This window comes from Nostoc sp. C117 (assembly GCF_043099735.1).
Lineage (GTDB): Bacteria > Cyanobacteriota > Cyanobacteriia > Cyanobacteriales > Nostocaceae > Nostoc.
In genome coordinates this window covers 3915677-3941822 of sequence record NZ_CP170991.1, presented here as the reverse complement: position 1 = coordinate 3941822, position 26146 = coordinate 3915677, and the positions used below count along the sequence as shown (strand labels likewise).

The window sequence follows — 26146 nt, the reverse complement described above, 5'->3', positions numbered from 1 at the left end:
CGCGTTGAGTGACGGTCAGCCAGAGAACTGAATATCACGTCTTGACAAGGATTTGGCGTTAAGTTGACACCAATGAACATTGTTATACCCCTAGAAAGAAGCCGTATTGTACTGAATTAATAACTGGTATTATTGTCTATCTTAGGCTTTAGCTAGCTGTGGCTTCGGGTTTCTTTTTCTTAGAACGGCGGCTAAACCTGCGTCCCATCTCATCAATGACTCCATCTAAACCTGTGACATTACCGCTAGCTTTGGCATAGCTATAAATTGCCAATGCTGCTGCATAAGCTTCACTACCAGCCGCAATACAGGTATCATCTACCAATTCTTGGAGTTGGGTTAGAGACAACAGCACCGGATACAAGTCCTCATATATTTCCAAGTCTCGGCGCATTTCTTCCAAATCAAAATAACGAGGCAAAAAGTTAGGGTTCTGTGTCGCCACTTCTAAAGCTTTGCTGACAAAAGCCTGACTTTTATCTCCCATTTTGACTATCGTCCGTCGGTCTTCAGGGGTCAAATCAATCAAAAATGGTAATTTTTCTCTAATTGTAGCGATCGCTTCCATGACCGCTTCTTTGTCTGCTGGGGCTAACTTGGCACTGATGCGATTTTCTGCCATTTTTAATACTCCTTTAGGGTACTTAATTTCAGTATTCCCAAAGTTCTAAAGGCGATCGCGTTTCTGGAGAGGTAATTAATAGAGTTTTTTTTGCACTTTATGCAAAGCCGAAAAGAGAGTTTAAATTCCCTTATCTTAATTAACAAAATTCATGGCTTTACTCATCATCCGACTCTGCAAATAAAGATTCTAAATCCTGACGACCGTTGATAACGCGCAAAATTTTAACGCCATCATCAATCACTTGGTAGAGAATGACATATACATCTAGCGGCAAGCCACGTAATGAAGGTTTAATATGAGCGTAACTGCGTCCCATATTTGGAAACACCGCTAAATTTTGACATTTATTGTTAAACTCTCTAAATAGCTTTTCTCCTGCTTCCAGATTTCGCATTAAAAAGTAATCAGAAATTTCATTTAAGTCACGACTTGCAGATAGTGAAATTACATAGCGGCTCATTACTAAGCCTCACGCGCCTTTTGAAATTTTTCTAGTATCTGCATCACTACAGTTTCGCCATCCAAAACTTCCCCCCGTTCAATTTCAGCAATTGCGACATCAACTTTTTGCCGGGTTTCTTCTACCCATTGGACATACTCGGAATTCAATTTTTCTAGTAGTTGAAATGCTACATCAATTACTTCATCTGCATTTGTAAATTTCCCACTAGCAATTTGAGCTTGGATAAATTGCTCATGTTCAGGTTTAAGTTCAATGTTCATGATTTATCTATCTGTCTTAAAGTTGACACCAATGGGGGTATACCTCACCTTAATGAGAACTGCTATAGTATAAACTAATAAAACTGAATCCAAAAAGAAATGCGTAAACAAATCATTGAATATACATCTCCACTAGATGCGCTGATTGCCCTTACCAAACAGTTAAATACCTATGAAATAAAGTACCAAATTAATTCAGAAGAATTTTTTGCCAAATATAGCCAAGGTCAAACTTCTGACGATGAAGTATTTGTCGAATGGGCAGGAAACTATCAACATTATCTAGCTTTACACCAACATATTGATGATAAATCAAGCTTCTATTTCAAGTAAAAGCGCCCGATAACCTGCTTGAATAAAGTGTTGATCGGCTGTTGCTGCAATGATTAAGCCCCGATCCTGCATAACAATAAACGAAATACAATCAGTTAGCCCCCAGGTTTTGTCTAGACGGGACTGATAGAACTGTAAAGCACGGTTGAGCAATTCTGTCTCTACACTCACAACACACATATTTGGTGTTTGATAGCACTGTTGGATAAATCGTATTGCTGCTGTGCGATTAAAAGCACTTAAAGCATTACCAACTTCAATTAAAACAGCTTCCGTTAACCATACTTCCACGGCACTTTGGACACGCGGTAGCAGATTTTTGGCCTTGAGATGGTGTTGATCGCGTACATTCAGTAATGCTTGGATAAAAACAGTGTCTAAAAATATTCGCTCACCTGTCATGTGTTAATTTCCGGCTGATGTTTTGGTGTGCCATACAGGTAATGATCGTGTTGACTTGCCCAATCTTCAGGTGCATCAACTGTCCCCGTTAAATCTTCTAATACATCCCAAACATCAGCCGCTTTAGTTTCAGATGAGTTAATATCCTCAGAAACAATGGTAATTACGTAGCGCTTGTTTAGTTCTAAATCAAGTGGTATATCTGGTCGCAAAACAGAACCATCAAATGTAACCGTTAAGATTTTGCTCATTGATATATTCCTTCTAACCACTAATTACAGCGATCGCATCAATCTCTACCAACACATTTTTAGGTAACCGCGATACTTGAACACAAGCCCTGGCTGGGGCTGTATCTTCTGGGAAATATTTAGCATAAACGGCATTCACCACCGCGAAATCATTCATATCAGCTAAAAATACAGTGGTCTTCACCACATCTTGAAAAGTCGCACCAGCGGCGATGAGGATGGCTTCAAGATTAGCTAATACCTGCTCAGTTTGCTTTTTGACATCATCAGTGTAGACGACATCACCAAGACGGGGATCGATGGCAATTTGTCCAGCCACAAATACAAATTGACCAGAAGCGGCGATCGCTTGATTATAGGGTCCAACTGGTGCGGGTGCGTTATCAGTATTAATTACTTTACGGGTCATAGATATTACTTTCTCTAACGATGTTTCCTGTTGACCGATTTCTAGCTGAGAAGCGATCGGCTTGTAAACTTCTCCATCTGGCATTATCGCAAATGTTCGACAGTTGCAAGCATCAAGTCTAGAAACCGAGTATCGTAGGGAGCCTCAAATTGATGCACTTCTTTTGTCAGGCGAGTAAAGCTGCGTCCATCTAATCTTGCAACTATGTAAAGTCCAGGTAGCACACAATAATCGTGTGCTGTCTCAAATACTCGCATTTTGCTATCAAGTTCATCAAATTTCACGCTTTCATTCCTCAACAGTGAATGAATTATTTAAGTCATTTTTAACCGAGTAAAGTGCATCAAAACAACCCCAACCTCGGACGTATTCCATAATGCCGATATCGCCAATAATCGCGCAAAATGCGATCGTGGTCAAAACATAAATTACCAGGCACACACCAATACTCAAAAATGCCTACACCTTTAGCATCATCCCCAGCCATAGGTTCACCCGTCGCCGTCGCTAAAAACACAATACTAATGGTATGTTGACGTGGATCGCGATCGGGGTCAGAATACACCAATAATTGTTCAACCAACTCTATCTGTAAACCCGTTTCTTCCTTAGCTTCTCTTTGCGCCGCGACTTCCACCGCTTCGCCATAATCCACAAAACCACCAGGAATAGCCCAACCCAAGGGTGAATTATGTCTTTCAATTAACACTATTGGCCGATGAGGTCGATCTACTAGTTCAATGATGATATCAACTGTCGGTGCAGGATTTCGGTAAGTCATGGGATTTTGGATTTTAGATTTTAGATTAACTTAGGTGGGCATCAAACCTTAAGCATTAACCAAGAACAAATGACAAATGACAAATGACTTTACCCTGCAAATACTGTTCCGTGATAAATTCTATGCGATCGCTTGCTCCTATAACTCAGGTTAAATATGCCTTTTCCTAGATCTAGTGGCATTTTGCTGCATCCTACTTCCTTTCCCAGTCGATTTGGCATTGGGGATTTAGGCTTAGAAGCCTATCGCTTCATTGATTTTCTCAAAGAAAGCCATCAACAATATTGGCAAGTTTTACCCTTAGGCCCTACTGGATACGGTAATTCCCCCTACATGTGCTACTCAGCAATGGCAGGAAATCCTCTACTGATTAGCCCAGAAAAACTTCTAGAAGAGGGTTTGCTAGTTGAAGAAGACTTTGCTAATTTACCAGGATTTCCACTGGAAAAGGTAGATTTCGACCAAGTTGTGCCCATTAAGATTGGGTTACTGAAAAAAGCCTGTGAAAAGTTTAGAGCTAATGCTACGCCCATTCAGCAAAAAGAGTTTGCAGGTTTTTGTGACAGCAAAGCTTACTGGCTAGATAATTACGCCTTATTTATGGCGCTAAAAGATGCCAACGAAGGTGCAAGCTGGAACACATGGAAGCGAGAATTTGTCAAGCGCGAACCAGAAGCACTAGCTCAGGTAGAGCGTCGGCTCAACGGAGAGATTTTTTACTACAAGTTCATCCAATTTGAGTTTTTCCGCCAGTGGTCAGACCTGAAAAGCTACGCCAACATGCGCGGTATAGACATTATCGGCGATATCCCCATCTACGTAGCTCATGATAGTGCCGATGTATGGGCGCATCCCGACATCTTTTGCTTAGATGAAGAAACCGGAGAAGCTGCTCAAATGGCAGGAGTCCCACCAGATTATTTCAGTGCCACGGGTCAATTGTGGGGAAACCCGGTTTATAACTGGGAGGAATTGCAAAAACAAGACTTTAAATGGTGGCTACAGCGCTTTGAGGCAATGCTGGATTATGTAGATATTATTCGCATTGACCACTTCCGGGGCTTCGAGGCTTATTGGTCTGTACCCCAAGGTGAAGAAACTGCCATGAATGGCGAATGGGTGGAAGCACCCGGAGACGCTTTTTTTGAAGCGATTAAACAGAAGTTGGGCAAACTACCCGTCTTGGCAGAAGATTTGGGAGTCATTACACCAGAGGTAGAAGCGCTGCGAGACAAGTATGAATTTCCGGGAATGAAAGTTTTGCAGTTTGCTTTTGGTTCCGATCCCGCTAATCCATTTTTACCATTCAATTACCCGCGAAATGCTGTAGTTTATACTGGTACTCACGATAATGACACAACTTTAGGCTGGTTCAACACAGCTAACGACAATGAAAAGCAAAACCTGTTGCTTTATTTAGGTTGTATCAGTCCTGAAGGCATTCATTGGGATTTAATTCGACTAGCTTTAAGTTCCATAGCCAATCAAGCAATTATTCCTTTGCAAGATGTCTTGGGATTAGGAAACGAAGCGCGGATGAATTTTCCCAGTGTTGCTGAGGGGAACTGGGAATGGCGCTATCAAGGAGCAGCTTTGACAGAAGAATTAGGTACAAGACTGAAAGCTCTGACCAGACTCAATGGACGCGCCCCGCAAGAACAATAAGGACAAGGGGGCATGGGGAGATGAGGAGACTTGTACTGAATTTCGACTACGCTCAACTACCGCAAAGCCGTTGGCGCAGACTCTCGTAGAGAAGTATGAGGAGAATAATAACTCCTAACTCAGTACTCCTAACTCAGTATGGGCTAAACGCCCTGCTAACAGCACTCAGTACTCAGCACTATTTTGCCCCATGCCCCATATTTCAAAACTTAGGCTTGGCGGCAATCCTAACTTCTTCCTCTTTCCCTGGCTCTCCCATTTCTTTGGCTTTCTCTTGATTAACGCTCATCAAGACACCACCAGCATTATCAGTTTTTACTGTTAGTTCCTCTTGAGCTTTCCAAATCCGGTGAGTACCCTCTGGTAAAGTACCCTCAAACTGGGTTTTGCCATCAGCTATGACGCGAATCCAAGATGACGCTTTCAAGGTAACGCCAATTTGTACAATCTCTCCCTGTTTAACGCCGCTCAAAGTGTCGCTCACAGGTTGAACTTCTAGTGACTGTTTTGGTTCTACTAGTTCTGGTTTGACTTGTTTGGGCTCAGTTAGTTCTGGTTTAACAATGGACTTTTGTGTTGAGTGGGTGTCGCTTTGGCTATTATTTGCTTGTAGTACAGCCTGATTTAATAACTGAGACAAGCCATTGACAGAGCATACAATTAGCAATACGTAAAGAAAGTAAAGATGAATGGGACGTAATTGATTGAGAGGTGAATTAATCCTTATAGATTGGGAGTTTGCTCGTGAAGAATTGATGGGAAACGTGTCAGCAACTTGTACTCCATTTAAGCCCATTGCGTCAGCAAATTGTCTGATAAAACCCTGAATATAAACTGGTTCTGGGAGATCGTTCAAATTACCTTCTTCGATGGCCTGCAATAACCGCCGGGGAATCCTGGTCAATACAACCACTTGTTCTAGAGATAGGCCTTGTTCTTGACGTGATGCCCAAAGTTGAGCGCCTATTTCTGCTAACTTTTCAGATCTTTGTTGCTCTAATGAAAGTGGTACCTGTTGATTATTTTTCTTTTTTGGCCATTTCATGGCTTCTGACACTCCTTAACTCAACTAAATCTTTAATAGGTTGCTGGAACAGGCTTAATTCTGGTTTATTTGCTCTTGCAAAAACTGAATCTCAGGATCTTTGAGGGAACGATATTTACCCTCTGACAAAAAAGGTTCTTTTGGTGTTTGTAATTCAATTGAGCCGATCGCAGTTCGATGCAGCTGAATTACTGGATATCCTAATTGTTGTGCGATGCGGCGAATTTGGCGATTTCTTCCCTCCTGTAAAACAATTTCTAAAAAGCTTCCTTCAGCACAATCTTCTATCAGCCGTACCTTAGCGGGTCGTGTTTTTCTACCCTCCAACACCACACCCTGACGCCACATCCGCAATACTGTTTCTGGAGGATGTCCTTTTACCAAAACACGATATGTTTTGGTAATACTATGACGTGGATGGGTTAGTCCAAATGTCAAGTCTCCGTCATTGGTCAGGATTAATGCCCCTGTAGAGTCTGCATCTAGACGCCCAACTGGATGAATACCTGAACCCTCTCGTAATTCTTTTGGTAGTAAATCCAGTACTGTCGGTCTTCGGTGAGGATCGTCGCAAGTTGAAACTACTCCAGCCGGTTTATGCAGCAATAAATATATTAAAGCCGGACGCTGCTTTTCTGATACAAGCTTGCCATCAATAGCGATCGCATCTTTTTCGGGATCAACTTTTTGACCTAAATTTGCTATCACTCCATTGATCTGTACCCGTGATTGCCTAATCATTTCTTCGGCTTCACGACGTGAGGCAATACCCCATTGAGCGAGAATTTTTTGTAACCGTGCCTCCATGTGGAAATTGCTGATTTACTGTTAACAATTAAATGATATTTGCATTTTGTAGCGAGTAGGCATAAATGTTACATTTAAGTCTTGTTTTAAATTCGTCTGTTGTTGAGCAAATACTCATAAACTCCAGTGGTTAGATGTCAGAGCAAAATTCCCAAACAACAAATGTAAACAAGATCCGCATAATTACGCAAGTACTCACAACAGCAGTAAAGCTTTGGTTGAGAGCGCAAGTCAGCCAAATATCTGAACTAGAAGTAGAAATTAAAGCTAGCGATCGCCAACTTATCTCCGGACGCATTCCCTCTGTATCTATTTTTGCTACTCATGCAGTCTATCAAGGTCTCCTGATTACACAAATTCAATTAATCGCAGAAAATATTCAGATCAACATCGGGTCAATACTCAAGGGTAAGCCCTTGCGACTGTTGGAAATAGTACCAGTAGTTGCCGATTTGACTATAGATGAGAAAGATCTCAATGCTTCTCTGTCATCTAACTTATTATCGTCTGCTTTAGGCGATTTACTGGTTAAGGTTTTACCAACATATTGCCCAAAAACACAACCCATTAATTGGCAAGAAATTATTCTTGAAAACAACCAAATTATACTCCGAGGTATGAGAGTAACCAATAGTGAAACAACGCCTCTAGAGATTTGTCTGGGCTTGGACTTACTCAATGGTCATGAGTTGCAACTGACACATATCCAAATCAAGGACGACCAGAGAGATTTATTAGATAACAATGATGGGTACAATTTTGATCTTGGCTCAGATGTCGATATCCAAGACCTAACGCTGATCCCCGGTAAGTTAGTGTGTCGTGGACGGATTAATGTTAATCCTTAAGGGGGCATAGGGCATTGGGCAAAAGAGTGCTGTTAGCGATAGCGGGGCGTTTAGTCCGTGCTGAGTTAGGAGTTTTGTTTATTTCCCCATACTTCTCTACGAGAGGCTGCGCCAACGGCTTTGCGGTAGTTGGATCTCGACTCACTTCGAGGCCGCGGTAGTTGAGCGTAGTCGAAACTCAGTACAAGTCGCTCGATTTCCGCGTAGTCGAAACTCAGTACAAGTCTCCCAATCTTCCTCATCTCTCTATCAAGGGCAAAAGTAGTGTTACGAAATAGTAAACCAAAGGAGCTGTAAAAATATAACTATCAGTACGGTCTAAAATACCACCATGTCCAGGGATTAACTGCCCAGAATCCTTGACTCCAGCATCCCGCTTAAGCATAGACTCAGTAAGATCCCCTAAAAGACTAGCAATCCCAATAAGCAAGCCCAATGCTAAACCAGTAAACAGCGATCTAGGTAAGTGCAGATAATAGGCTCCAGCCAAAGCTACAGCAACACTGGAGGTAATACCAAAAATCGCACCTTCTACGGTTTTTTTCGGACTAATCTCAGATAAACGGGTTTTGCCAAAGAATTTGCCAATAGTATAGGCACCAATATCGGCTGCCCAAATACATAACAAAGTCAACAGTGTTGCTGTCAAACCTTGAGGTAAAGAGGCAGAATTTGCCTTTTCCCAAAAATCTGTCCAGCTTGTAGGCCAGTAAGCTCCTAAAGGTAGATTACTAAAAGTAGCCGTATCAATTGCTCGTAACCGCACCCAATAACTTGGTAAATAACCGACGTAAAATAGCCCCATAATAGAAGCGGAAATATCGGCGATCGTGGCAAATTTGGGCTGAAACAGTAGATAAAAACAAATAAGTGTACCAGCTATAGGCATTACAGCATCAGCTAAACTGCCATTTAGGGTACAGATTACCAGCAAAACTTGGCTAACAGCCATAGTTGTTTTAGCTGCGGGAGCAAAGCCTCTGGCTCGCACCAAATTAAAATATTCCTGTTGACCCAAAAATACAATAACTGCAAACATGGTGGTAAAGTACCAACCTCCCAAAAGGGTTGCAGAAAGAGCAAGAGCGATCGCAATAATTCCACTAATAATCCGAGACCAAGGCATAGAAGTATTGGGTACTGGGGATTGGGCACTGGGGATTGGGCACTGGGGATTGGGTATTGGCGATTGGGTAATGGGAAAACTCTTCTCTAATTCCCAGTCCCTAGTCTCTAATCCCCAGTCCCCATTCCCTAATCCAGTTTCTCACCACTGAGGATAAAAATTGGATCGACGGCGGTAAAGGTTTGGGAAAAGCCTCGTGTTTCTAAGCGATTAACCGCAGATTGGACAACTTCAATATTTCTAGCCCTTAAGAGAGAAAAACTCTGGGAAATAGCATACAGGCTTTCTAGATTAGCAGCTGTGGCTACAACACGACCTGATGGTGGCAAATAATGCCAAGCTGCTTGCAATATTTCTTGAATAGGGCGTCCTCCCTCGATACAAACACGGTGAGGGGTAACTTTGAGATCGTGTAAACACTCTGGGGCGCTACCTTCAATGACTTCGACATTTTTGACTTCAAAGCGATCGCAGTTACGCTTAATTAGATTAGCTACTTCTTCATCCCTTTCTACAGCTATAATCTTTCCCTTGGGACACAGCAATCCCACCTCTACAGGAATTGTACCCGTCCCGGCGCCAATGTCCCATAAAACTGAATCTGTTTGTAGTCGTAGTTGAGCAATTAACAACAGTCGGACTTCTCGCTGGCTCAGGGGAATTCCTGGCAAATGCTCGAACAATTCATCGGGAATACCAGGGGTAATATAAGGCCAAAGTTGGGAAGGCATAGAATTACGTAATTATACTAAAGATATTGGCAGACCATATCGAAAAGCCATAGGCTATGAAAACTTTTCAAATCTAGCGTTATCACAAACCATAATGATTGGGGAAATATTAGGCGAGTTCTACCAAGTTCAGCAGCTATTAGGAAAAAAAGCAGGGCGGCGGACGCTGTTAGCTCGTGACTTGAAAACTCAGGAATTAGTCGTCATCAAGTTACTTTCTTTTAATAGTGATTTTGAATGGGACGATCTGAAGCTGTTTGAGCGGGAAGCCCAAACCTTAAAATCTTTATCACATCCCTTTATTCCCCGTTACTTAGACTATTTTGAAGTAAACTTACCTACGATCAAAGGATTTGCCCTCGTACAGAGTTATATCCCAGCACAAACTTTAGAGCAATACTTACAAACTGGGCGGACTTTTACCGAAGCTGAAATTAAAGAAATAGCCAAGGCTGTTTTAGAAATTCTGATTTACTTACATGGGTTGCATCCGCCTGTAATCCATCGCGATCTTAAGCCTAGCAATATTTTATTAAGTGTAGACGCGCCAAGCGCGGCTTGCCGAAGGCATCGCTCTGGTAATAGTGTCGGTGAAGTCTATCTGGTAGATTTCGGCTCAGTACAAACTGTCCTAGCCATAGAAAGTGGGACTAGGACTGTGGTGGGAACCTATGGCTATATGCCACAGGAACAATTTGGCGGACGCACTGTTGCGGTTTCCGATCTTTATAGCTTAGGTGCAACGTTAATTTACTTGGTGACGGGTATTCACCCAGCCGATTTACCCCAAAAGGATTTTCGCATTCAGTTTGAGCAAGCGGCAAATGTGAGTCCTAAATTAACTCGCTGGTTGCAGCAAATGACTGAACCTAGTATAGAAAAGCGTTTTAGCTCAGCCAATGTTGCATTAGCAGCTTTGGGTGAACCGCAACTGCAAAATGCTGGCACTCTAACCGCGATCAAGCCAATTCGTACTAAAGTTAAACTGACTAAAATTCAACTGTATAAAACTGAAGATGTTCTGGAAATCATTATTCCACCAGCTAATTTTCGCTCAATGATTTCTGATATTTGCTTTGCAATCTGCTGGAGTACCCCTATCTTTTTTGGTACGATTACTACATTTTATGGGGTTCCTTTTAGCTTTAACTTTAATTCCCTGATAATGCTTTTCTTGTGTGGTGTTGGCTTCTGTTTTATATATCGGATTGTTTTTAATTTATTTGGACATACTCTACTGCATATAGATAGCCGAAAAATTACTTTAAACTACAATTTATTTGGATTTTTATATTTATGTCAGTCGTCACACCTAGATAGTCATAGCATCACTAAGCTGGTATACATACCGAAACACTCCAGAGAAACTCCTCACGCAACAGTTGAAGAGCCAGCACAATTGGAGATTTGGGCAGGTACAAAAAAGTATCAACTTAGTATTCCTATTAATAGGGTCAACACTGAAGTAGAAAGTGAATGGTTAGCTCAGGAATTAAGTGATTGGTTAGGTATAGAGATAGAAAAAGTTTCTTAGTGTCTATAGTTAATTACAGAATAAGTAACTATTATGGTTAGGGAAATACTAATTGACCGCTACGAAATTCAGCAGCAGTTAGGAAAGAAAGCAGGGCGTAGAACGCTACTAGCTAGAGATTTGGTAATTGGTGAATTAGTAGTTATCAAATTACTCTCTTTTGGCCATGAATTTGAGTGGGACGATCTCAAACTATTTGGGCGAGAAGCAGAAACTTTAAAATCTCTGTCACATCCGTTTATTCCCCGTTACTTAGACTATTTTGAGGTAAATTCACCAACCATCAAAGGATTTGCCCTAGTACAAACTTATATTCCAGCACAAACTTTAGAGCAATATTTACAAACTGGACGTACTTTTACGGAAGCGGAAATCAAAGAGATAGCCAAAGCTATTTTAGAAATTCTGATTTATTTACATGGGTTGCATCCACCTGTAATCCATCGCGATATTAAGCCTAGCAATATTTTATTAAGCGTAGACGCGCCAAGCGCGGCTTGCCGAAGGCATCGCTCTGGTAATAGTGTCGGTGAAGTTTATCTGGTAGATTTTGGCTCCGTGCAAACTGTCCTAGCCATAGAAAGTGGGACTAGGACTGTGGTGGGAACCTATGGCTATATGCCACAGGAGCAATTTGGCGGACGCACTGTCCCCGCATCCGATCTTTATAGTTTAGGCGCAACGTTAATTTACTTGGTTACAGGTACTCATCCAGCCGATTTACCGCAAAAGGATTTTCGCATTCAGTTTGAGCAAGCGGCAAATCTCAGTCCTAGCTTTAGCAATTGGTTAAAGTGGATGATTGAACCCAGTTTAGAACGGCGTTTGAGTTCTGCTACTAAAGCGATCGCAGTTTTAGAGAAACCACAACCGAGAAACTTGACTACTTTGGTTGTTGACAAACCGCATGGGAGTAAAATTCAATTAACCAAAAATGGGGATTCTCTAGAAATTATCGTTCCACCAGCTGGTTTTGATTCATCAATAGTACTCACAGGTTTCTTTGCGATCGCCTGGAATTCATTTATCTTATTTTGGACAATTGGCGCACTTTCAGCGCCTTTTCCTGTCAACATCCCCTTTGCCTTGTTTTCACTTCCTTTTTGGGGTGCTGGCTTTGTCATGGTGTATAAACTTCTCTTTCATTTATTTGGACGCATCGACTTACGCGTGAATCCCGAACAAATTGTCCTAACCTCAGAATTGTTTGCTTGGAAATTTTATCGTATCCCTGCATGGCCAAAACAAAGTGTTACTAAGTTGGTTTACATTCCAAGACATTTAACTAAAAGCTCTAACGGCACTATAACTAGCGTTATTCCAGCAGAATTAAATATTTGGGCAGGAGTAAAAAAGTATCAACTCGATCGTAGTGCGATTCAATCTGAAGCCGAACTGGAATGGTTAGCTCATGAATTAAGTCATTGGTTAGGTATCCCAATTACGCGAGAATAAACAAAACAAATAATCTTAAAGAGGTCTAAAAATGACAACTACAAGCAAAAGGCAATTCTTAATGTAATTAATTGAAAAACATCTCAACATCTCATCCGAAAACACTTTAGGAAAAGTTTTACAACTTTTAGAGGATGAAGAAGATATTAGAGATGTTCATGCTGAAATAGATCCCCGAATTCTTTAAGAAGTTGGGGATCTTGTCTCTCACGAATGATTTAGGATTGCTATAGAGAACAGTTAGTTAAAAATTATTGAGAGGAACTGTGTATGTTTGGACTGGGATTGCCAGAAATGGGTGTTATTGCGATCGTTGCTATTCTCATTTTTGGGCCGAAAAAAATTCCCGAACTGGGAACCGCACTGGGCAAAACCCTTAGAGGTTTTAAGGAGGAGATGAAAACTCCCAGCGAGGAAACCAATCAAGAACAAGAAGAACAATAGTCAAGGGTCAAGAGTCAAGGGTCAAAAACTTTTAGATGCTAAACTTTTGACTCTTGACTTTTGACTACAGCAATGTGTTAACAACAGAAGAAGGTGCGATCCCATTTTGGGAATCGATGACGGTTGTACCAGTATTTTGTTGATGTGTCTCTTCTTTGACTACACCACGGAGTTTAATTAATTTAATTGCTCGACTAACGCTTTCTGGTAAAATCACCACTAAGCTATTATCTGGCGCCATATCTAAGCCTTTGTTAATCGCTTGGGTTTCATCCAATATTGATTCATAGTGGCTATCAGGCTTAGCTTGGGTAATGCCTTGAATAATCAACTGGGCGGCCGATCCCCGTGGTCTTCCCCTCGTGTCATCATCTTCTTTGACGATGATGTAGTCAAAAGTTTGTGCTGCGAGTTTGCCCAAGGTCACAAAATCTTCGTCGCGGCGATCGCCTGGACCACCAATTACGCCAATGCGTTGTCCTGTAGTCCAGTTCCGGACAAAAGCACCTACTGCTTCGTAACTGGCTGCGTTGTGGGCATAATCTACTAAAGCGTGGTGGTTGCCTAAATTAAACAAATTCATCCTTCCTGGGGTTTGACTAACTGAAGCCCGGAAGGTCTTTAAACCTGAACGAATCTGCTCAATTGAGACGTTCTGCACGAAAGCTGCCAAACTTGCTGCTAAAGCGTTGGCAATCATAAATGGCGCTCGTCCACCCATTGTTAAGGGTATCTGTTCTGCCCTTTCTATTCGGTGTGTCCAATCGCCTTTGACAATAGACAAATAGCCATTTTCATATACCGCCGCTACTCCCCCTTTTTGGATATGTTTTCGCACCAATTCCGAATCGGGATTCATGGTGAAGTAAGCAATATTGGCTTTTGTTTTTTCTGACATGGCGGCGACGCGGCGATCGTCGGCGTTGAGTACCGCATAGCCATCAGGGAATACGGCTTCGGCGATGACGCTCTTCAGGTTAGCTAACTGCTCAATGGTATCTATATCGCCTATTCCTAAGTGGTCAGCGGCTACATTTAATACTACACCCACATTTGCTGCTTCAAAGCCTAGTCCGGAGCGGAGAATCCCACCACGAGCCGTTTCCAATACTGCTACTTCCACTGTGGGGTCTTGTAGAATGACGTGGGCGCTTTGAGGACCGGTGTTATCGCCAGCTTCTACTAAGTAATCTCCGATATAAGTTCCATCAGTAGTAGTATAGCCTACTACTTTTCCAGTCTGCTTATAAATATGTGCTAGGAGTCGCGTGGTAGTGGTTTTGCCATTAGTACCCGTGATGCTGAGAATGGGAATTTGGCTAGATTGTTCGTTGGGGAATAGCATATCCATGACTGCTCCAGCAACGTTACGGGGAATGCCAACGCTGGGGGCAACGTGCATCCGGAAACCCGGAGCGGCGTTAACTTCAACTATGACGCCATCAACTTCTCGCAGAGGACGGCTAATATCCGTGGTGACGATATCTAAGCCAGCGATATCCAAACCGATAATCTTCACTACCCGTTGGGCTAACCAAAGGTTTTCAGGATGAATTTCGTCGGTACGGTCTACGGCACTACCACCTGTACTCAAGTTTGCCGTTGCCCTCAAATAACAAAGAGTGCCCTTTGGCGGCACACTATTTAGGGTATAGCCTTGCCTTTCTAGTAGCTGGTAACTGGTGCGATCTAGTTCAATTTTGGTGAGGACGTTATCATGTCCTTCACCACGATTTGGGTCAAGGTTAGTTTCCTCAATTAGTTCGGCGATGGTGGATCTGCCATTGCCAATGACATGAGCCGGGACACGTTCGGCAACTGCGACAACTTTGCCATTGACTACTAGTACTCTGTGGTCGCGGCCAACATAATATCTTTCGACAATAATTGCTCGGGAAACCTGTCTGGCAGCTTCATAGGCAGCCTCAGCTTCTTCCCAACTTCTGATATCAATGGTAATACCCCGTCCGTGATTGCCATCGAGGGGCTTAATGACGATGGGATAGCCGCCAACGTATTCAATGGCTTCTTCCAAATCATCTAGGAAGTTGATCGTTGTACCTCTGGGTACTGGCGCACCAGCAGCAGCGAGGATGCGTTTGGTGGCTTCTTTGTCGCAAGCTAATTCTACGCCGAGAACACTGGTGTTGTCGGTCATTGTGGCCTGCATCCGCTTCTGATTGACGCCATAGCCTAGTTGAATTAAAAAGCGGGCTTCCAGAGACATCCAGGGAATACCTCTTTTCTCAGCTTCTTTGATAATCGCTTCTGTAGAAGGACCTAGCGAAGCATCACGGCTGAAGTCTTTCAGATCTTGGATATCTTGATCTAGTTCTGCCTTGGGATAACGGCCTCGATCGATAATACTCTGGCATAGCCGCACCGCAGCTCGTCCAGCGTAACGTCCCGCTTCCTCATTCAGGTACTCAATCACTACTTGATAAATTCCGGGTGTGGCAGTTTCGCGAGTGCGACCAAAGCCGACATGCATTCCGGCTAATTCCTGGAGTTCTAAGGCTACATGTTCGACGATGTGGCCCATCATCGTGCCTTCTCTGACGCGCATCAGAAAACCACCACGACAGCCAGGTGAACAATAGTGACCCTCCAGACTTGGCAGCGCCTCAACTAATCCTTCGTAAAAGCCAGGGATTTCATTCGAGGGCGTTTCAGCAAGGTTTTCTAAATCGAGGCGCATGACGATCAGCTTCTGGCGTCGAATGCTCCAGTAGTTTGGGCCGCGTAAGGTCTGGATCTTGAGGATTCTCATGGGAATAGGTAGATGGAGATTCGGAACCAAAATTCTAGTTTCTTACTGGAATTGACCGCTAAACTGTTCATTACAAACAGTTTTTTCTTTTTACATAGTATTCTCATCATTTTTCTACAGCAAGAAATAAATCAGCGGTCAACCCCTAAAAGGATTTGAGATTGGCGATAGTGCAGCGTTAGCGCAGTGTCTCCTAGAGCGGAACCAGCGTCTTTTGCATTGAAAGAGACAACAAGTGTACTTAGCTCTCTTAATTATTTAGATTTACGATAGCGTAGCTAAGCCGAGTCGGGAGAACATTACGCTGCAAAACGAGCCTTTTTGAAATTTGTTTCGCCAACTTTCTTGCGTTAGCGTAGCAGGACGGTGGTCCAGCATATAGCAAAAAGCTCTTTTAATCTAAAATCAAAAATCCCAAATCTAAAATTTATGGTCAACTCAGTGTAACCTCAGATACTTAATGCCGTCAGCTGGAAATTCGGTGTACAGCGGGTAATACAGTCCGCTGATATAAGTGGAAGCGATCGCCATAGCTGAGGATATGCAGACGTAAGTTATGTACTGTTAGGGGTTCGTTAGCACCGACATGGGGTTCGTTGGTGTGGGTGAGTTCAGTGGGATCAACAATAGTAACACTGCCTTTACCCATAACTTGTAACCAACCATCACGTTCAAACACAGCACAAGTATCTTCGTCAATACCAATACCTAAGCGATCGGGATGAGCAGAAATTGCACTAATTAGCCGCCCCATGCGATTACGGTTGTGAAAATGCTGGTCAACAATTACTTCAGGAATAAATCCCAAACCCGTCGCCATATCCACTAGAGAACGATTTGGCGTTTCTCCACTACCGCCACCAGCAATCATATGATGCCCCATCACTGCTGCTCCGGCGCTGGTGCCTGCCAAGGTAAGTTGCCCTGACCTCACCCGCTGTCGGATAATTTCCATCGCTGGCGTATCTGCCAATACACCACAGAGACGCAGTTGGTCTCCTCCCGTCAAAAAGACCCCACTACAGGCTTCTAAGGATGCTTTGATCTGAGAGGATTCACACTGTTCTCGTTCCCGGATGTCTAAAATCTCTACCTTTTGGGCACCCATTTCTTCAAAAATCCGAATATACCGACCACCAATGATCGCGGGTTCCCGAGAGGCAGATGGAATAATTGTAATATGAGCCTTACTAGCACCAGCACGTCCAAAAAAAGTTCTTAGGATGTCCCGCCCGTGAACTTTGTCTTCTGCGCCTCCGATAACTAGAACGGCAGTTTTTGTAGCTTGGGGTGTCCTCATTTCCAGCGATTTAACTTTTAATTCCGGCATTGTGTTTCTCCTGTCAACAACTTCAGGTGAATTTAACAAGATTAGAAGCCTGATGATTTTTGCGCTTTGCAATTTTCGAGAGGACACTTTTGTGAAGTTTGGATTAGCCTTAGGCACAGTTCCAAATTCTTGTTTAACGCACACGATGCCTCAGTCTAAACGTGGCCGTTACAGTTCCCCTGCTGCCAGCGCCTTGTTTTTCACCTGTTCACTTCCAGACTGGCAAAATAGTCCTGACTTAGTAGGCTAGGGAGGACACTTCTGTGGGGTAAACCCCCGTTGAGGAGCAAGTGCGTTGGGGAGACACTGCCTTGCGAACTTTCGCAAAGTTGTTCGTCCTTGGCATTCCCAAAGGTTAGCAAGTGCTGTCGGCTTTGCCAACTTGTTTGCCTAGCGTCTCCGTCAAAAGAATAAACTGGCATAAAAGTGTCAGTTTTCCCCTTTGGGATTGGGGACGAGCAGGTAAGACCACGCTTTTTTCTGAGGCTGGCTCGATGCATCCTGAAAGTTGTTAACTTGATATGATTATTAATTTAAATGTACTTGTGACAACATTTAAACATAAATTAAGTAATTAGAAAAACTTTAGATGGCAGCTAAAATCCAAGACTCCTGGTACTTTTAGATACTATTGATAAAGTTTAACTGTAGTTTGACCTGACATTGGCTTCTTGTGTTTGCTAGACATTCAAATTTAAGATTAGTGTCCTTGAATACGAATTACTGTGCGTTTTGATATAGTTACACTTTTTCCGGACTGTTTTCACTCCGTTCTCAGTTCTGGCCTGCTGGGTAAAGCCTTAGCTAAACAGATTGCCGAAGTGCATCTGATTAATCCACGGGACTTTACGACTGACAAGCACCATAAGGTAGATGATGAACCTTACGGTGGCGGTGTGGGGATGCTCATGAAGCCAGAACCAATCTTTGCTGCCGTGGAGTCGCTGCCGATTCTTCCCCGAAGAGAAGTCATTTTGATGAGTCCACAAGGTCAAACAATCAATCAACCTTTGTTGCGAGAATTGGGAACAAATTATGACCAATTAGTAGTGATTTGTGGACATTACGAAGGAGTGGACGAGAGGGTACTGCATTTGGTGACTCGTGAAGTATCTTTAGGAGATTTTATTCTGACTGGTGGGGAAATTCCCGCAATGGCTTTGATTAACGGTGTAGTAAGGCTTCTACCAGGAACTGTGGCCAAAACTGAGTCTCTGACAGCAGAAAGTTTTGAGGATGGGTTATTGGACTATCCCCAGTACACTCGCCCAGCAAATTTTCGCGGGTTGAAAGTGCCAGAGGTATTATTGTCTGGGAATCACGCCGCCATCGCTAAGTGGCGTTACGAACAACAAATTGAAAAAACACGCGATCGCCGTCCCGATTTGTTGAACAATTGGGAAGAGGGGATGCGGGGGGATGAGGGAGACAAGGAGACAAGGGGACAAGGAGATAAACAAAACTGCTAACTCTTAACTCAGCACGGGCTAAACGCCCCGCTATCGCTAACAGCACTCCTAACGCCCAATCATAAAATAACAAATGACAAAAATTCGTATTGGTAACGGCTACGATATTCATCGATTGGTGAGCGATCGCGCTTTAATTTTAGGTGGCATCCAAATTCCCCATGAACTCGGTTTATTAGGTCACAGTGATGCTGATGTCCTAACTCATGCGATTATGGATGCCATGCTGGGGGCATTATCTTTGGGGGATATTGGTCATTATTTTCCGCCTAGCGATCCCCAATGGGCGGGAGCAGATAGTTTAGTCCTATTAACTCAAGTACATCAGCTAATTAGCGATCGGGGCTGGGAAATTGGAAATATTGACTCGGTGGTAGTGGCAGAACGTCCCAAATTAAAACCGCATATTCACAATATGCGCGACAAACTAGCGACGGTTTTAAAATTAGAACCAAATCAAATTGGCATCAAAGCTACCACCAATGAAAAATTAGGTCCTGTTGGCCGCGAAGAAGGCATTTGTGCTTATGCTGTTGTCTTGCTTTTGAAACAATAAAAATTATGAAATATTCGATAATTGTTAACATAATTAAGCGTTTTCTCTTACCAATAATTCTGGTTTCGGCAACAGCAATTACAGTTACTGCGTGCAATCCATCTAACTTTAAAACCGCAGCGGCACAAATTCCCCGGTTAGTGGTTTCTACTACAACTGACCCTAAAACCTTTAACTGCGCCCTCATCCAAGAATCTCCCAATATTGCCGGTTTCACTTATGAGGCATTAGCTACTCAAAACGGAATAACTAAGGAAATTGAGCCAGCTTTGGCTGAATCTTGGGAACTTTCCCCAGACAAACTGCGGTTTGTTTTTACTTTGCGAGAAGGATTGAAGTGGTCGGATGGTAAGCCATTAACAGCTGATGATGTCGTTTTCTCTTTCAATGACATCTACATGAACAAACGTATTCCCACTTATACCCAAGATGCTCTCCGCATTGGTATCAGTAAAGCTTTTCTCAAAGTCCGCAAAATCGACGAGCGTCGGGTAGAATTTATTCTGCCAGAACCCTTTGCTCCTTTCTTGCGATCGATTGCAGCAGGGGTAGCAATATTACCAGAACACTCCCTGCGTAAAGCAGTGGAAACCAAAAACTCTGAGGGTAAACCAGTGTTTATGTCCACTTGGGGAACGGACACAGACCCGAAAGAAATTATTGTTAATGGCCCTTACAAAATTGAGAGTTATTCAACTAATCAACGCTTAATATTTCGGCGTAACCCTTTCTATTGGCGTCAAAAAGATGCACAAGGACAACAACTGCCATATATTGAACGTCTAATTTGGCAAATTGTAGAATCGCCTGATACAGCTTTGCTGCAATTTCGTTCTGGAGGATTAGATTTATTAGAAATTGGGCCTGGAAGTTTTCAATTGCTTAAGCATGAAGAAAAACGCGGTCACTTTTCTATTAAAAATGCTGGGCCTGATACTGGGACAAATTTTATTACTTTTAATCTCAATAAAGGTAGTCGCAATGGTAAGCCTGTTGTAGATCCCATTAAGTCCCGCGTTTTTAACAATGTTGCTTTTAGACAGGCTGTAGCCTACGCTATCGATCGCCAAACAATGATCAATAACACTTTGCGGGGATTGGGTAAACCGCAAGACTCGCCAATTTCTGTTCCCAGCCCCTATTATTTATCTCCCGAAGAAGGTTTAAAAACCTACGACTACAATCCAGAAAAAGCTAAACAAATTTTACTAGGAGCAGGATTCAAATACGATAACAAAGGTCAACTCTTAGATACAGATGGTAATCGAGTCCGCTTCACAATGATGGCTGTTGCTAGTAATAGACCCACAATTACACCGAAAATTCAACAGGATCTCGCCAAGATAGGCATTAAAGTTGATTTACAATTTCTTGACTTTAATATTATTGGAGAAAAAATCTCTAACACCCTAGATTGGGAATGTTGGTATGGAGCCATCACAGGTGGGATTGAACCGCAAGATGGTTTCAATGTCTGGTCTGTAGAAGGTAACTTTCATGTATTTAATCAGAAAGCTCAAGCAGGACAATCCCCCACTGTAGGTTGGAAAGCTAGCGATTGGGAGCAGAAAATTGAAGACCTCTACATCCAAGGCGCAAGAGAATTTGATGAAACAAAACGCAAAGCCATCTATGCAGAAACCCAACAACTCTCACAAGAGTATCTGCCTTTTATTCATCTATTTAATTCCCTAGCTTTAGTAGCCGTTCGTAATACCATTGAGAACGTAAAATACTCGGCTATTGGAAGTTACAACTGGAATATTTATGAACTCAAAATAGCAGACAAACAAGCTAGTTAATTTTCATAAGCTGAACACGAGGTGTATTATGCAAACAGTTTAGTCTTTCAGTTCTATGATTTTTGCTCTCTTGCCTACCCGCCACCGTGGGTTTGCATTTTTAGGAATATTTGGTCTATTCTTGATTTGTCAGATAGCTCTTATCAGTTGCAACCCAATTAATTTTAAGAGTAAAGCTGCACAAGTATCGCAATGGGTTACAAGCACGATTGGCGATCCGAAAACTTTTAATTACGCCTTTAATCAGGAATATCCTCATGTTTTTCTGTTCACAACGGAAGGACTAACTACCCTCAATGGAATTACAGGCCAATTTGAGCCAGCTTTAGCTGAATCGTGGGATATTGCTGATGATAAAAAGCGAGTTACTTTTACTTTGCGAGAAAACTTGAAATGGTCAGATGGCGAACCACTGACCGTAGATGATGTAATCTTCACTTATGAGGATATAATTTTCAATCCACAGATTCCTACCGATTGGAAAGATAGTCTGAAAATTGGTTCTAGTGGTACTTTTCCTAAAATTAGAAAAATAAGCGATCGCCAAATTGAATTTATTCTACCTGAGCCTTTTGCTCCCTTCCTTTCTACCACTTCTGGAGCATCAACAAATTCAGTTGGGATTTTGCCAAAACATGCTTTAGCTGAATCATTTAAATCTAAAGATGCTAAAGGTAATCTCAAATTTTTATCTACTTGGGGTACTGATACAGATCCTAATAAAATTATTGTCAATGGTGCCTATAAAATAGAAAGTTATTCTCCTAGTCAACGTGTGGTATTTCGGCGCAATCCTTATTACTGGCGCAAAGATAACCAAGGTAATCAATTACCTTATGTTGAGCGGATTGTTTGGGAAATTATTGAATCTACAGATACAATAATTCTTCAATTTCGCTCTGGAGGACTAGATACAGTAACTGTTTCTCCAGAAAACTTTTCATTACTTAAGCGCGAAGAAAAGCGAGGAAAGTTTACTATTTACAATGGAGGTCCGGAATTTACCAATACTTATATTTCATTTAATCTCAACAAAGGTCGGCGGCAAAATGGAGAGTATGTGGTTAATCCAATTAAATCCCGTTGGTTTAATACCCTTGCTTTTAGACAAGCAATTGCCTATGGAATCGACCGTCAAACAATGTTAAATAATGTTTTCCGGGGAATCGGTGTGTTACAAAATTCGCCGATAGAAATTCAAAGTCCTTACTACTTTTCTCCAGAAAAAGGTCTAAAAATTTATGAATATAATCAAGAAAAAGCTAAAAATTTACTATTAAGTGCAGGTTTTAAATATAATGACAATAAACAGTTAGTGGATGCTGATGGTAATCGTGTGCGCTTCAGTTTATTGACAAATACTGAAAATAAAACTCGTGTATTAATGGGAGCGCAAATTAAGCAAGATTTGAGTAAAATCGGCATTCAAGTTGATTTTAATCCACTTGCTTTTAATACCCTTACAAGCAAGCTTTCTAATTCTCTTGATTGGGAATGTTATCTGCTAGGCTTTGTTGGAGGGGTTGAACCAAATGATGGGGCTAATGTTTGGTTACCGGAAGGTGGATTACACACCTTCAATCAAAAACTTCAAACAGGGCAAGAAGCTCTTATTGGTTGGCAAGTTGCAGATTGGGAAGCGGAAATTGGTCGTCTTTATATTCAAGCAGCGCGAGAGTTAGACGAAGCAAAGCGCAAAGAAATTTACGCCCAAACTCAACGCCTTTCTCAGGAATATTTACCTTACATTTATTTAGTGAATCCTTTGTCTTTGGTAGCAGTGCGCGATCGCCTCCAAAACGTCAAATTCTCTGCACTTGGCTCCCAAAAAGGAACGCTGTGGAACAAATATGAACTGAAAGTAAGAGAATAGAGTTTAAATGAAATATTGGGGATTATACCTTTATAGATCTTGTCCGAAATAATTTGTGATATTTTCTATTTATTTAAAGTAGTATAATATTTGCCTTCTGTGGCAAATTTAAGAAAATTTGTAAAATCAAAACAACTGACCAGTGTCTCAACATGAAACTTTGCGATCGCTCCTTGAAGCGGTTGCCAGTGGTAAAGTTACTCCAGATATAGCCTTAGACTCACTCAAAGACTTAACTTATGAATCTGTGGGTGAGTTTGCCAAAATTGACCACCATCGTCAGCTAAGAACTGGTTTCCCGGAGGTAATTTGGGGACCTGGGAAAACTGCCGATCAAATTGCTCAAATTATCGAGGTGATGCGCCTCCGCAACTCGGTGGTAATGGCAACTCGCATTGAACCAGCAGTGTATGACACACTGCAAACAAAAGTTAGCGGTTTGCGATATTACCCATCGGCGCGAATTTGTGCGATCGCTCCTCCTAACATCGAACCACAATTTCAGGGGGAAATTGGCATTCTTTCTGCCGGTACAGCTGATTTACCTGTTGCTGAAGAAGCCGCTGTCACTGCTGAACTTTCTGGTTTTTGCGTCCAGCGCCTCTGGGATGTTGGCGTTGCGGGTATTCACCGCTTATTAAGTAACCGTCACGTCATCGATTCGGCATCGGTGTTGATTGTTGTGGCGGGGATGGAAGGCGCTTTACCCAGCGTCGTTGCTGGTTTAGCAAGTTGTCCGGTGATTGCGGTACCCACCAGCATCGGTTATGGCGCAAGTTTTGGTGGTTTAGCACCTTTATTGACAATGCTCAACTCTTGTGCTGCGGGAGTTGGTGTAGTCAATATCGATAATGGTTTTGGCGCAGCAGTTTTGGCAGGGCAAATTTTGCGAACAGCCGAGAAATTACGGTTGGCATCCCTGGGATCTTGAGTTAAGACATTAAAGTTATACTCAATATTTCAGTATTTACCAGTAATTATTGTCATAAATAAACTGATACTGAAACTTGCCACCCCAACTTCTTAATCACCAAATATGAGCCACTATAACGAATTGATGTCTCAATTACTTTGGCATTTGCCTGTAAATTGGACAGCCCTTGCACAAACAATTACCGATCCAGACCTGATGGGTCAAATGCAAAAAGCTTGGAACCACTTTATACAGACAGGTCAAGTCTGGGCATTGTTGATTGGTTTAGTCATTGGCTATATCATTCGGAATCTAACTAGCTACGGTTAAAACTAGTGGGGATTAGGGAGTCGGGATTAGAGGAAAGGGGGAAATTATTTTCCCGATCTTCCCCACTCCCCATTCCCCTCTTCCCACTCCCCTCATAATGTATGACCAAAGAACAAACTTGGAGTCAGCGGTTTGAATCAGCGTTACATCCGGCGATCGCTCGTTTTAATGCGAGTATAGGTTTTGATATTGAATTAATAGAATATGACCTAACTGGCTCTCAAGCTCATGCCCAAATGCTGGCTCACACAGGCATAATTTCCCAACAAGAAGGGGAGCAATTAGTTGCAGGTTTAGAACAAATTCGCCAAGAGTACCACCAGGGAAAATTTCAGCCTGGTGTCGATGCTGAAGATGTGCATTTTGCAGTTGAACGACGATTGACAGAAATTGTCGGCGATGTGGGTAAAAAGCTGCATACAGCGCGATCGCGTAATGACCAAGTTGGCACCGATACCAGACTCTACCTCCGCGACCAAATCGAACAAATCAAAGGCAAATTGCGGGAATTTCAAGGTGTTTTAGTAGATATAGCCCAAAAGCACGTTGAAACTTTAATTCCTGGCTATACTCACCTACAACGCGCCCAACCACTGAGTTTAGCTCACCACCTCTTGGCATACTTTCAAATGGCACAACGCGACTGGGAACGCTTAGGTGATGTTTCTCGCCGGGTGAATATCTCACCTTTGGGATGCGGTGCTTTGGCGGGAACTACTTTCCCCATCGATCGCCATTACACAGCCAAACTGTTGAATTTTGAGAATATTTATGCTAACAGCCTGGATGGAGTGAGCGATCGCGATTTTGCGATCGAATTCTTATGTGCTGCTAGCTTAATTATGGTTCACCTCAGCCGGCTTGCAGAAGAAGTCATTCTTTGGTCATCTGAAGAATTTCGCTTTGTCACCCTTAAAGATAGCTGTGCAACTGGCTCCAGCATCATGCCCCAAAAGAAAAATCCCGATGTCCCAGAATTGGTGCGCGGGAAAACCGGCCGTGTATTTGGTCATCTCCAAGCAATGCTGGTGATTATGAAAGGTCTACCCTTGGCATATAACAAAGACCTACAAGAAGATAAAGAAGGTTTATTTGATACCGTTAACACAGTCAAAGCCTCTCTAGAGGCGATGACAATTTTGCTAGAGCAAGGCTTAGAATTTCGTACCCAGCGCCTAGCCGAAGCAGTAACCGAAGACTTTTCCAATGCTACCGATGTCGCAGATTATCTAGCAGCAAGGGGCGTCCCCTTCCGCGAAGCTTATAACCTTGTGGGCAAAGTTGTAAAAACCAGTATTGCCGCAGGTAAACTCCTGAAAGATTTGACATTAGAGGAGTGGCAACAAATACATCCGGCATTTGCAGCAGATATTTATGAAGCCATTTCCCCCCGTCAAGTTGTTGCTGCGCGTAACAGTTATGGTGGTACAGGCTTTGCACAGGTAAATGAAGCACTCATAGCTGCCCGCGCTCAAATGGGGTAAGAGAGGGAGACAAGGGAACAAGGAAATAAGGAGATAAACAAAACTCCTCACTTCCCACTCAGCACGGGCTAAACGCCCCGCTACCGCTAACAGCACTCCTAATTATTAAGGGCGTACACTTGTACGCCCCCAAAACCAAAAAGACTCAAATAGCAAGTATTGCAACAGGCAACTTACTCAGCATCAACTGCTGCTGCGCCTTCATCTTCCTCACTCTTGGGTGGTCTTTGTTGGAACCTTCTCTGCATTCTTCCTGTCGTAGTCCGTTTACGAAACTTCCGGGCATATGCCTGGTTCCGTAGCGCCTTTTCTTTTTTCGGATTACGGCGCTTAGCCATATTCACCTCATTTAATAAACAACAAAAAAGTGGCAACTAGGCATGACGTAGGCAATATGAGCTACCAATGTTATTGATATACTTGTAGCCTAGTGCAGCATC

Annotated in this window: 27 protein-coding genes and 1 pseudogene; 13 read left to right on the top strand and 15 right to left on the bottom strand. The window is 42.6% G+C overall.

All coding sequences use genetic code 11. The features are described 5' to 3' along the window. Window positions 1-148: 148 nt before the first annotated feature. The 3 genes from ACFG4S_RS16975 to ACFG4S_RS16965 form a co-directional block, all read right to left on the bottom strand. Entirely contained in the window at window positions 149-622 is a 474-nt protein-coding gene (locus ACFG4S_RS16975) for a hypothetical protein (protein ID WP_392535883.1), read from the bottom strand. A 157-nt stretch (window positions 623-779) separates the two neighbouring features. Further along, window positions 780-1085: a type II toxin-antitoxin system RelE/ParE family toxin gene (locus tag ACFG4S_RS16970; RefSeq protein WP_392535882.1), complete on the bottom strand. Its 306-nt coding sequence runs from the start codon at window positions 1083-1085 to the stop codon at window positions 780-782. Window positions 1086-1087: 2 nt separating this feature from the next. Beyond that, a complete protein-coding gene (locus tag ACFG4S_RS16965; RefSeq protein WP_392535881.1) occupies window positions 1088-1348 on the bottom strand; it encodes a type II toxin-antitoxin system ParD family antitoxin in 261 nt (86 codons plus the stop codon). A 99-nt stretch (window positions 1349-1447) separates the two neighbouring features. Here ACFG4S_RS16965 and tumA point away from each other — a divergent pair, with 99 nt between their 5' ends. After that, window positions 1448-1681 (top strand): antitoxin TumA, encoded by a 234-nt coding sequence (tumA, locus tag ACFG4S_RS16960; protein WP_392535880.1) that lies wholly within the window; start codon window positions 1448-1450, stop codon window positions 1679-1681. On the opposite strand, the gene ACFG4S_RS16955 is transcribed toward tumA, so the two are convergent. From ACFG4S_RS16955 to ACFG4S_RS16935, 5 genes and pseudogenes are all read right to left on the bottom strand, one after another. Further along, window positions 1661-2083, bottom strand: a complete 423-nt coding sequence (locus tag ACFG4S_RS16955) for a type II toxin-antitoxin system VapC family toxin (RefSeq protein ID WP_392535879.1) — start codon at window positions 2081-2083, stop codon at window positions 1661-1663. The two genes, tumA and ACFG4S_RS16955, sit on opposite strands and share 21 nt — an antisense overlap. Further along, window positions 2080-2334: a hypothetical protein gene (locus ACFG4S_RS16950; RefSeq protein WP_392535878.1), complete on the bottom strand. Its 255-nt coding sequence runs from the start codon at window positions 2332-2334 to the stop codon at window positions 2080-2082. Before ACFG4S_RS16950 ends, ACFG4S_RS16955 begins: the two co-directional genes overlap by 4 nt. Before the next feature lie 13 nt (window positions 2335-2347). Then, a pseudogene (locus ACFG4S_RS16945) lies at window positions 2348-2839 on the bottom strand (RidA family protein); the annotation flags it as partial. Beyond that, on the bottom strand, window positions 2827-3000 hold the full coding sequence (locus tag ACFG4S_RS16940) for a tRNA(His) guanylyltransferase Thg1 family protein (RefSeq protein ID WP_392536007.1): 174 nt from the start codon (window positions 2998-3000) through the stop codon (window positions 2827-2829). The gene ACFG4S_RS16940 and the pseudogene ACFG4S_RS16945, both read right to left, overlap by 13 nt. Window positions 3001-3086: 86 nt before the next feature. After that, window positions 3087-3524: an NUDIX domain-containing protein gene (locus tag ACFG4S_RS16935; protein WP_392535877.1), complete on the bottom strand. Its 438-nt coding sequence runs from the start codon at window positions 3522-3524 to the stop codon at window positions 3087-3089. Between the two features lie 156 nt (window positions 3525-3680). Between ACFG4S_RS16935 and malQ the strand changes: the two genes are divergently transcribed. Further along, on the top strand, window positions 3681-5189 hold the full coding sequence (gene malQ, locus ACFG4S_RS16930) for a 4-alpha-glucanotransferase (RefSeq protein WP_392535876.1): 1509 nt from the start codon (window positions 3681-3683) through the stop codon (window positions 5187-5189). A gap of 202 nt (window positions 5190-5391) precedes the next feature. Here the strand turns inward: malQ and ACFG4S_RS16925 are convergent, their stop codons facing one another. Together ACFG4S_RS16925 and ACFG4S_RS16920 are read right to left on the bottom strand one after the other, a co-directional pair. Beyond that, window positions 5392-6234, bottom strand: coding sequence for a helix-turn-helix domain-containing protein (locus ACFG4S_RS16925; protein ID WP_392535875.1), 843 nt, complete (start codon window positions 6232-6234; stop codon window positions 5392-5394). A 54-nt stretch (window positions 6235-6288) separates the two neighbouring features. Continuing rightward, complete coding sequence (locus ACFG4S_RS16920; RefSeq protein ID WP_392535874.1) at window positions 6289-7041, bottom strand: pseudouridine synthase; 753 nt, start codon at window positions 7039-7041, stop codon at window positions 6289-6291. A gap of 134 nt (window positions 7042-7175) precedes the next feature. Here ACFG4S_RS16920 and ACFG4S_RS16915 point away from each other — a divergent pair, with 134 nt between their 5' ends. After that, window positions 7176-7889 carry a DUF2993 domain-containing protein gene (locus ACFG4S_RS16915; RefSeq protein ID WP_392535873.1) on the top strand — a complete coding sequence of 238 codons (714 nt, stop codon included), beginning with the start codon at window positions 7176-7178 and terminating at the stop codon, window positions 7887-7889. 238 nt (window positions 7890-8127) lie between these two features. Here ACFG4S_RS16915 and ACFG4S_RS16910 read toward each other — a convergent pair whose 3' ends face one another. Next, window positions 8128-9015 (bottom strand): phosphatidate cytidylyltransferase, encoded by an 888-nt coding sequence (locus ACFG4S_RS16910; RefSeq protein ID WP_392535872.1) that lies wholly within the window; start codon window positions 9013-9015, stop codon window positions 8128-8130. 128 nt (window positions 9016-9143) lie between these two features. Continuing rightward, complete coding sequence (gene cbiT, locus ACFG4S_RS16905; protein WP_392535871.1) at window positions 9144-9746, bottom strand: precorrin-6Y C5,15-methyltransferase subunit CbiT; 603 nt, start codon at window positions 9744-9746, stop codon at window positions 9144-9146. A gap of 94 nt (window positions 9747-9840) precedes the next feature. On the opposite strand from cbiT, the gene ACFG4S_RS16900 reads away from it, so the two are divergent. From ACFG4S_RS16900 to tatA, 3 genes are all read left to right on the top strand, one after another. Further along, entirely contained in the window at window positions 9841-11280 is a 1440-nt protein-coding gene (locus ACFG4S_RS16900) for a serine/threonine protein kinase (RefSeq protein ID WP_392535870.1), read from the top strand. Between the two features lie 33 nt (window positions 11281-11313). Continuing rightward, entirely contained in the window at window positions 11314-12735 is a 1422-nt protein-coding gene (locus tag ACFG4S_RS16895; protein ID WP_392535869.1) for a serine/threonine protein kinase, read from the top strand. 270 nt (window positions 12736-13005) lie between these two features. Next, on the top strand, window positions 13006-13179 hold the full coding sequence (gene tatA, locus ACFG4S_RS16890) for a twin-arginine translocase TatA/TatE family subunit (protein ID WP_392535868.1): 174 nt from the start codon (window positions 13006-13008) through the stop codon (window positions 13177-13179). 64 nt (window positions 13180-13243) lie between these two features. On the opposite strand, the gene cphA is transcribed toward tatA, so the two are convergent. Together cphA and ACFG4S_RS16880 are read right to left on the bottom strand one after the other, a co-directional pair. Next, window positions 13244-15949, bottom strand: coding sequence for a cyanophycin synthetase (cphA, locus tag ACFG4S_RS16885; RefSeq protein ID WP_392536006.1), 2706 nt, complete (start codon window positions 15947-15949; stop codon window positions 13244-13246). 466 nt (window positions 15950-16415) lie between these two features. After that, a complete protein-coding gene (locus tag ACFG4S_RS16880; RefSeq protein WP_392535867.1) occupies window positions 16416-17279 on the bottom strand; it encodes a cyanophycinase in 864 nt (287 codons plus the stop codon). Window positions 17280-18004: 725 nt separating this feature from the next. Between ACFG4S_RS16880 and trmD the strand changes: the two genes are divergently transcribed. The 7 genes from trmD to argH all read left to right on the top strand — a co-directional run bounded on the left by trmD (window position 18005) and on the right by argH (window position 25706). Continuing rightward, window positions 18005-18748: a tRNA (guanosine(37)-N1)-methyltransferase TrmD gene (trmD, locus tag ACFG4S_RS16875; RefSeq protein ID WP_392535866.1), complete on the top strand. Its 744-nt coding sequence runs from the start codon at window positions 18005-18007 to the stop codon at window positions 18746-18748. Between the two features lie 73 nt (window positions 18749-18821). After that, window positions 18822-19304: a 2-C-methyl-D-erythritol 2,4-cyclodiphosphate synthase gene (ispF, locus tag ACFG4S_RS16870; RefSeq protein WP_392535865.1), complete on the top strand. Its 483-nt coding sequence runs from the start codon at window positions 18822-18824 to the stop codon at window positions 19302-19304. Window positions 19305-19309: 5 nt separating this feature from the next. Further along, entirely contained in the window at window positions 19310-21106 is a 1797-nt protein-coding gene (locus ACFG4S_RS16865; protein ID WP_392535864.1) for an ABC transporter substrate-binding protein, read from the top strand. Between the two features lie 55 nt (window positions 21107-21161). Further along, window positions 21162-22979: an ABC transporter substrate-binding protein gene (locus tag ACFG4S_RS16860; protein ID WP_392535863.1), complete on the top strand. Its 1818-nt coding sequence runs from the start codon at window positions 21162-21164 to the stop codon at window positions 22977-22979. Window positions 22980-23121: 142 nt separating this feature from the next. Further along, window positions 23122-23910: a nickel pincer cofactor biosynthesis protein LarB gene (gene larB, locus ACFG4S_RS16855; protein ID WP_392535862.1), complete on the top strand. Its 789-nt coding sequence runs from the start codon at window positions 23122-23124 to the stop codon at window positions 23908-23910. 126 nt (window positions 23911-24036) lie between these two features. Next, complete coding sequence (locus ACFG4S_RS16850; protein ID WP_392536005.1) at window positions 24037-24222, top strand: hypothetical protein; 186 nt, start codon at window positions 24037-24039, stop codon at window positions 24220-24222. Between the two features lie 101 nt (window positions 24223-24323). Next, a complete protein-coding gene (argH, locus tag ACFG4S_RS16845) occupies window positions 24324-25706 on the top strand; it encodes an argininosuccinate lyase (RefSeq protein WP_392535861.1) in 1383 nt (460 codons plus the stop codon). 173 nt (window positions 25707-25879) lie between these two features. Here the strand turns inward: argH and ACFG4S_RS16840 are convergent, their stop codons facing one another. After that, entirely contained in the window at window positions 25880-26044 is a 165-nt protein-coding gene (locus ACFG4S_RS16840; protein ID WP_016860072.1) for a hypothetical protein, read from the bottom strand. Window positions 26045-26146: the final 102 nt, after the last annotated feature.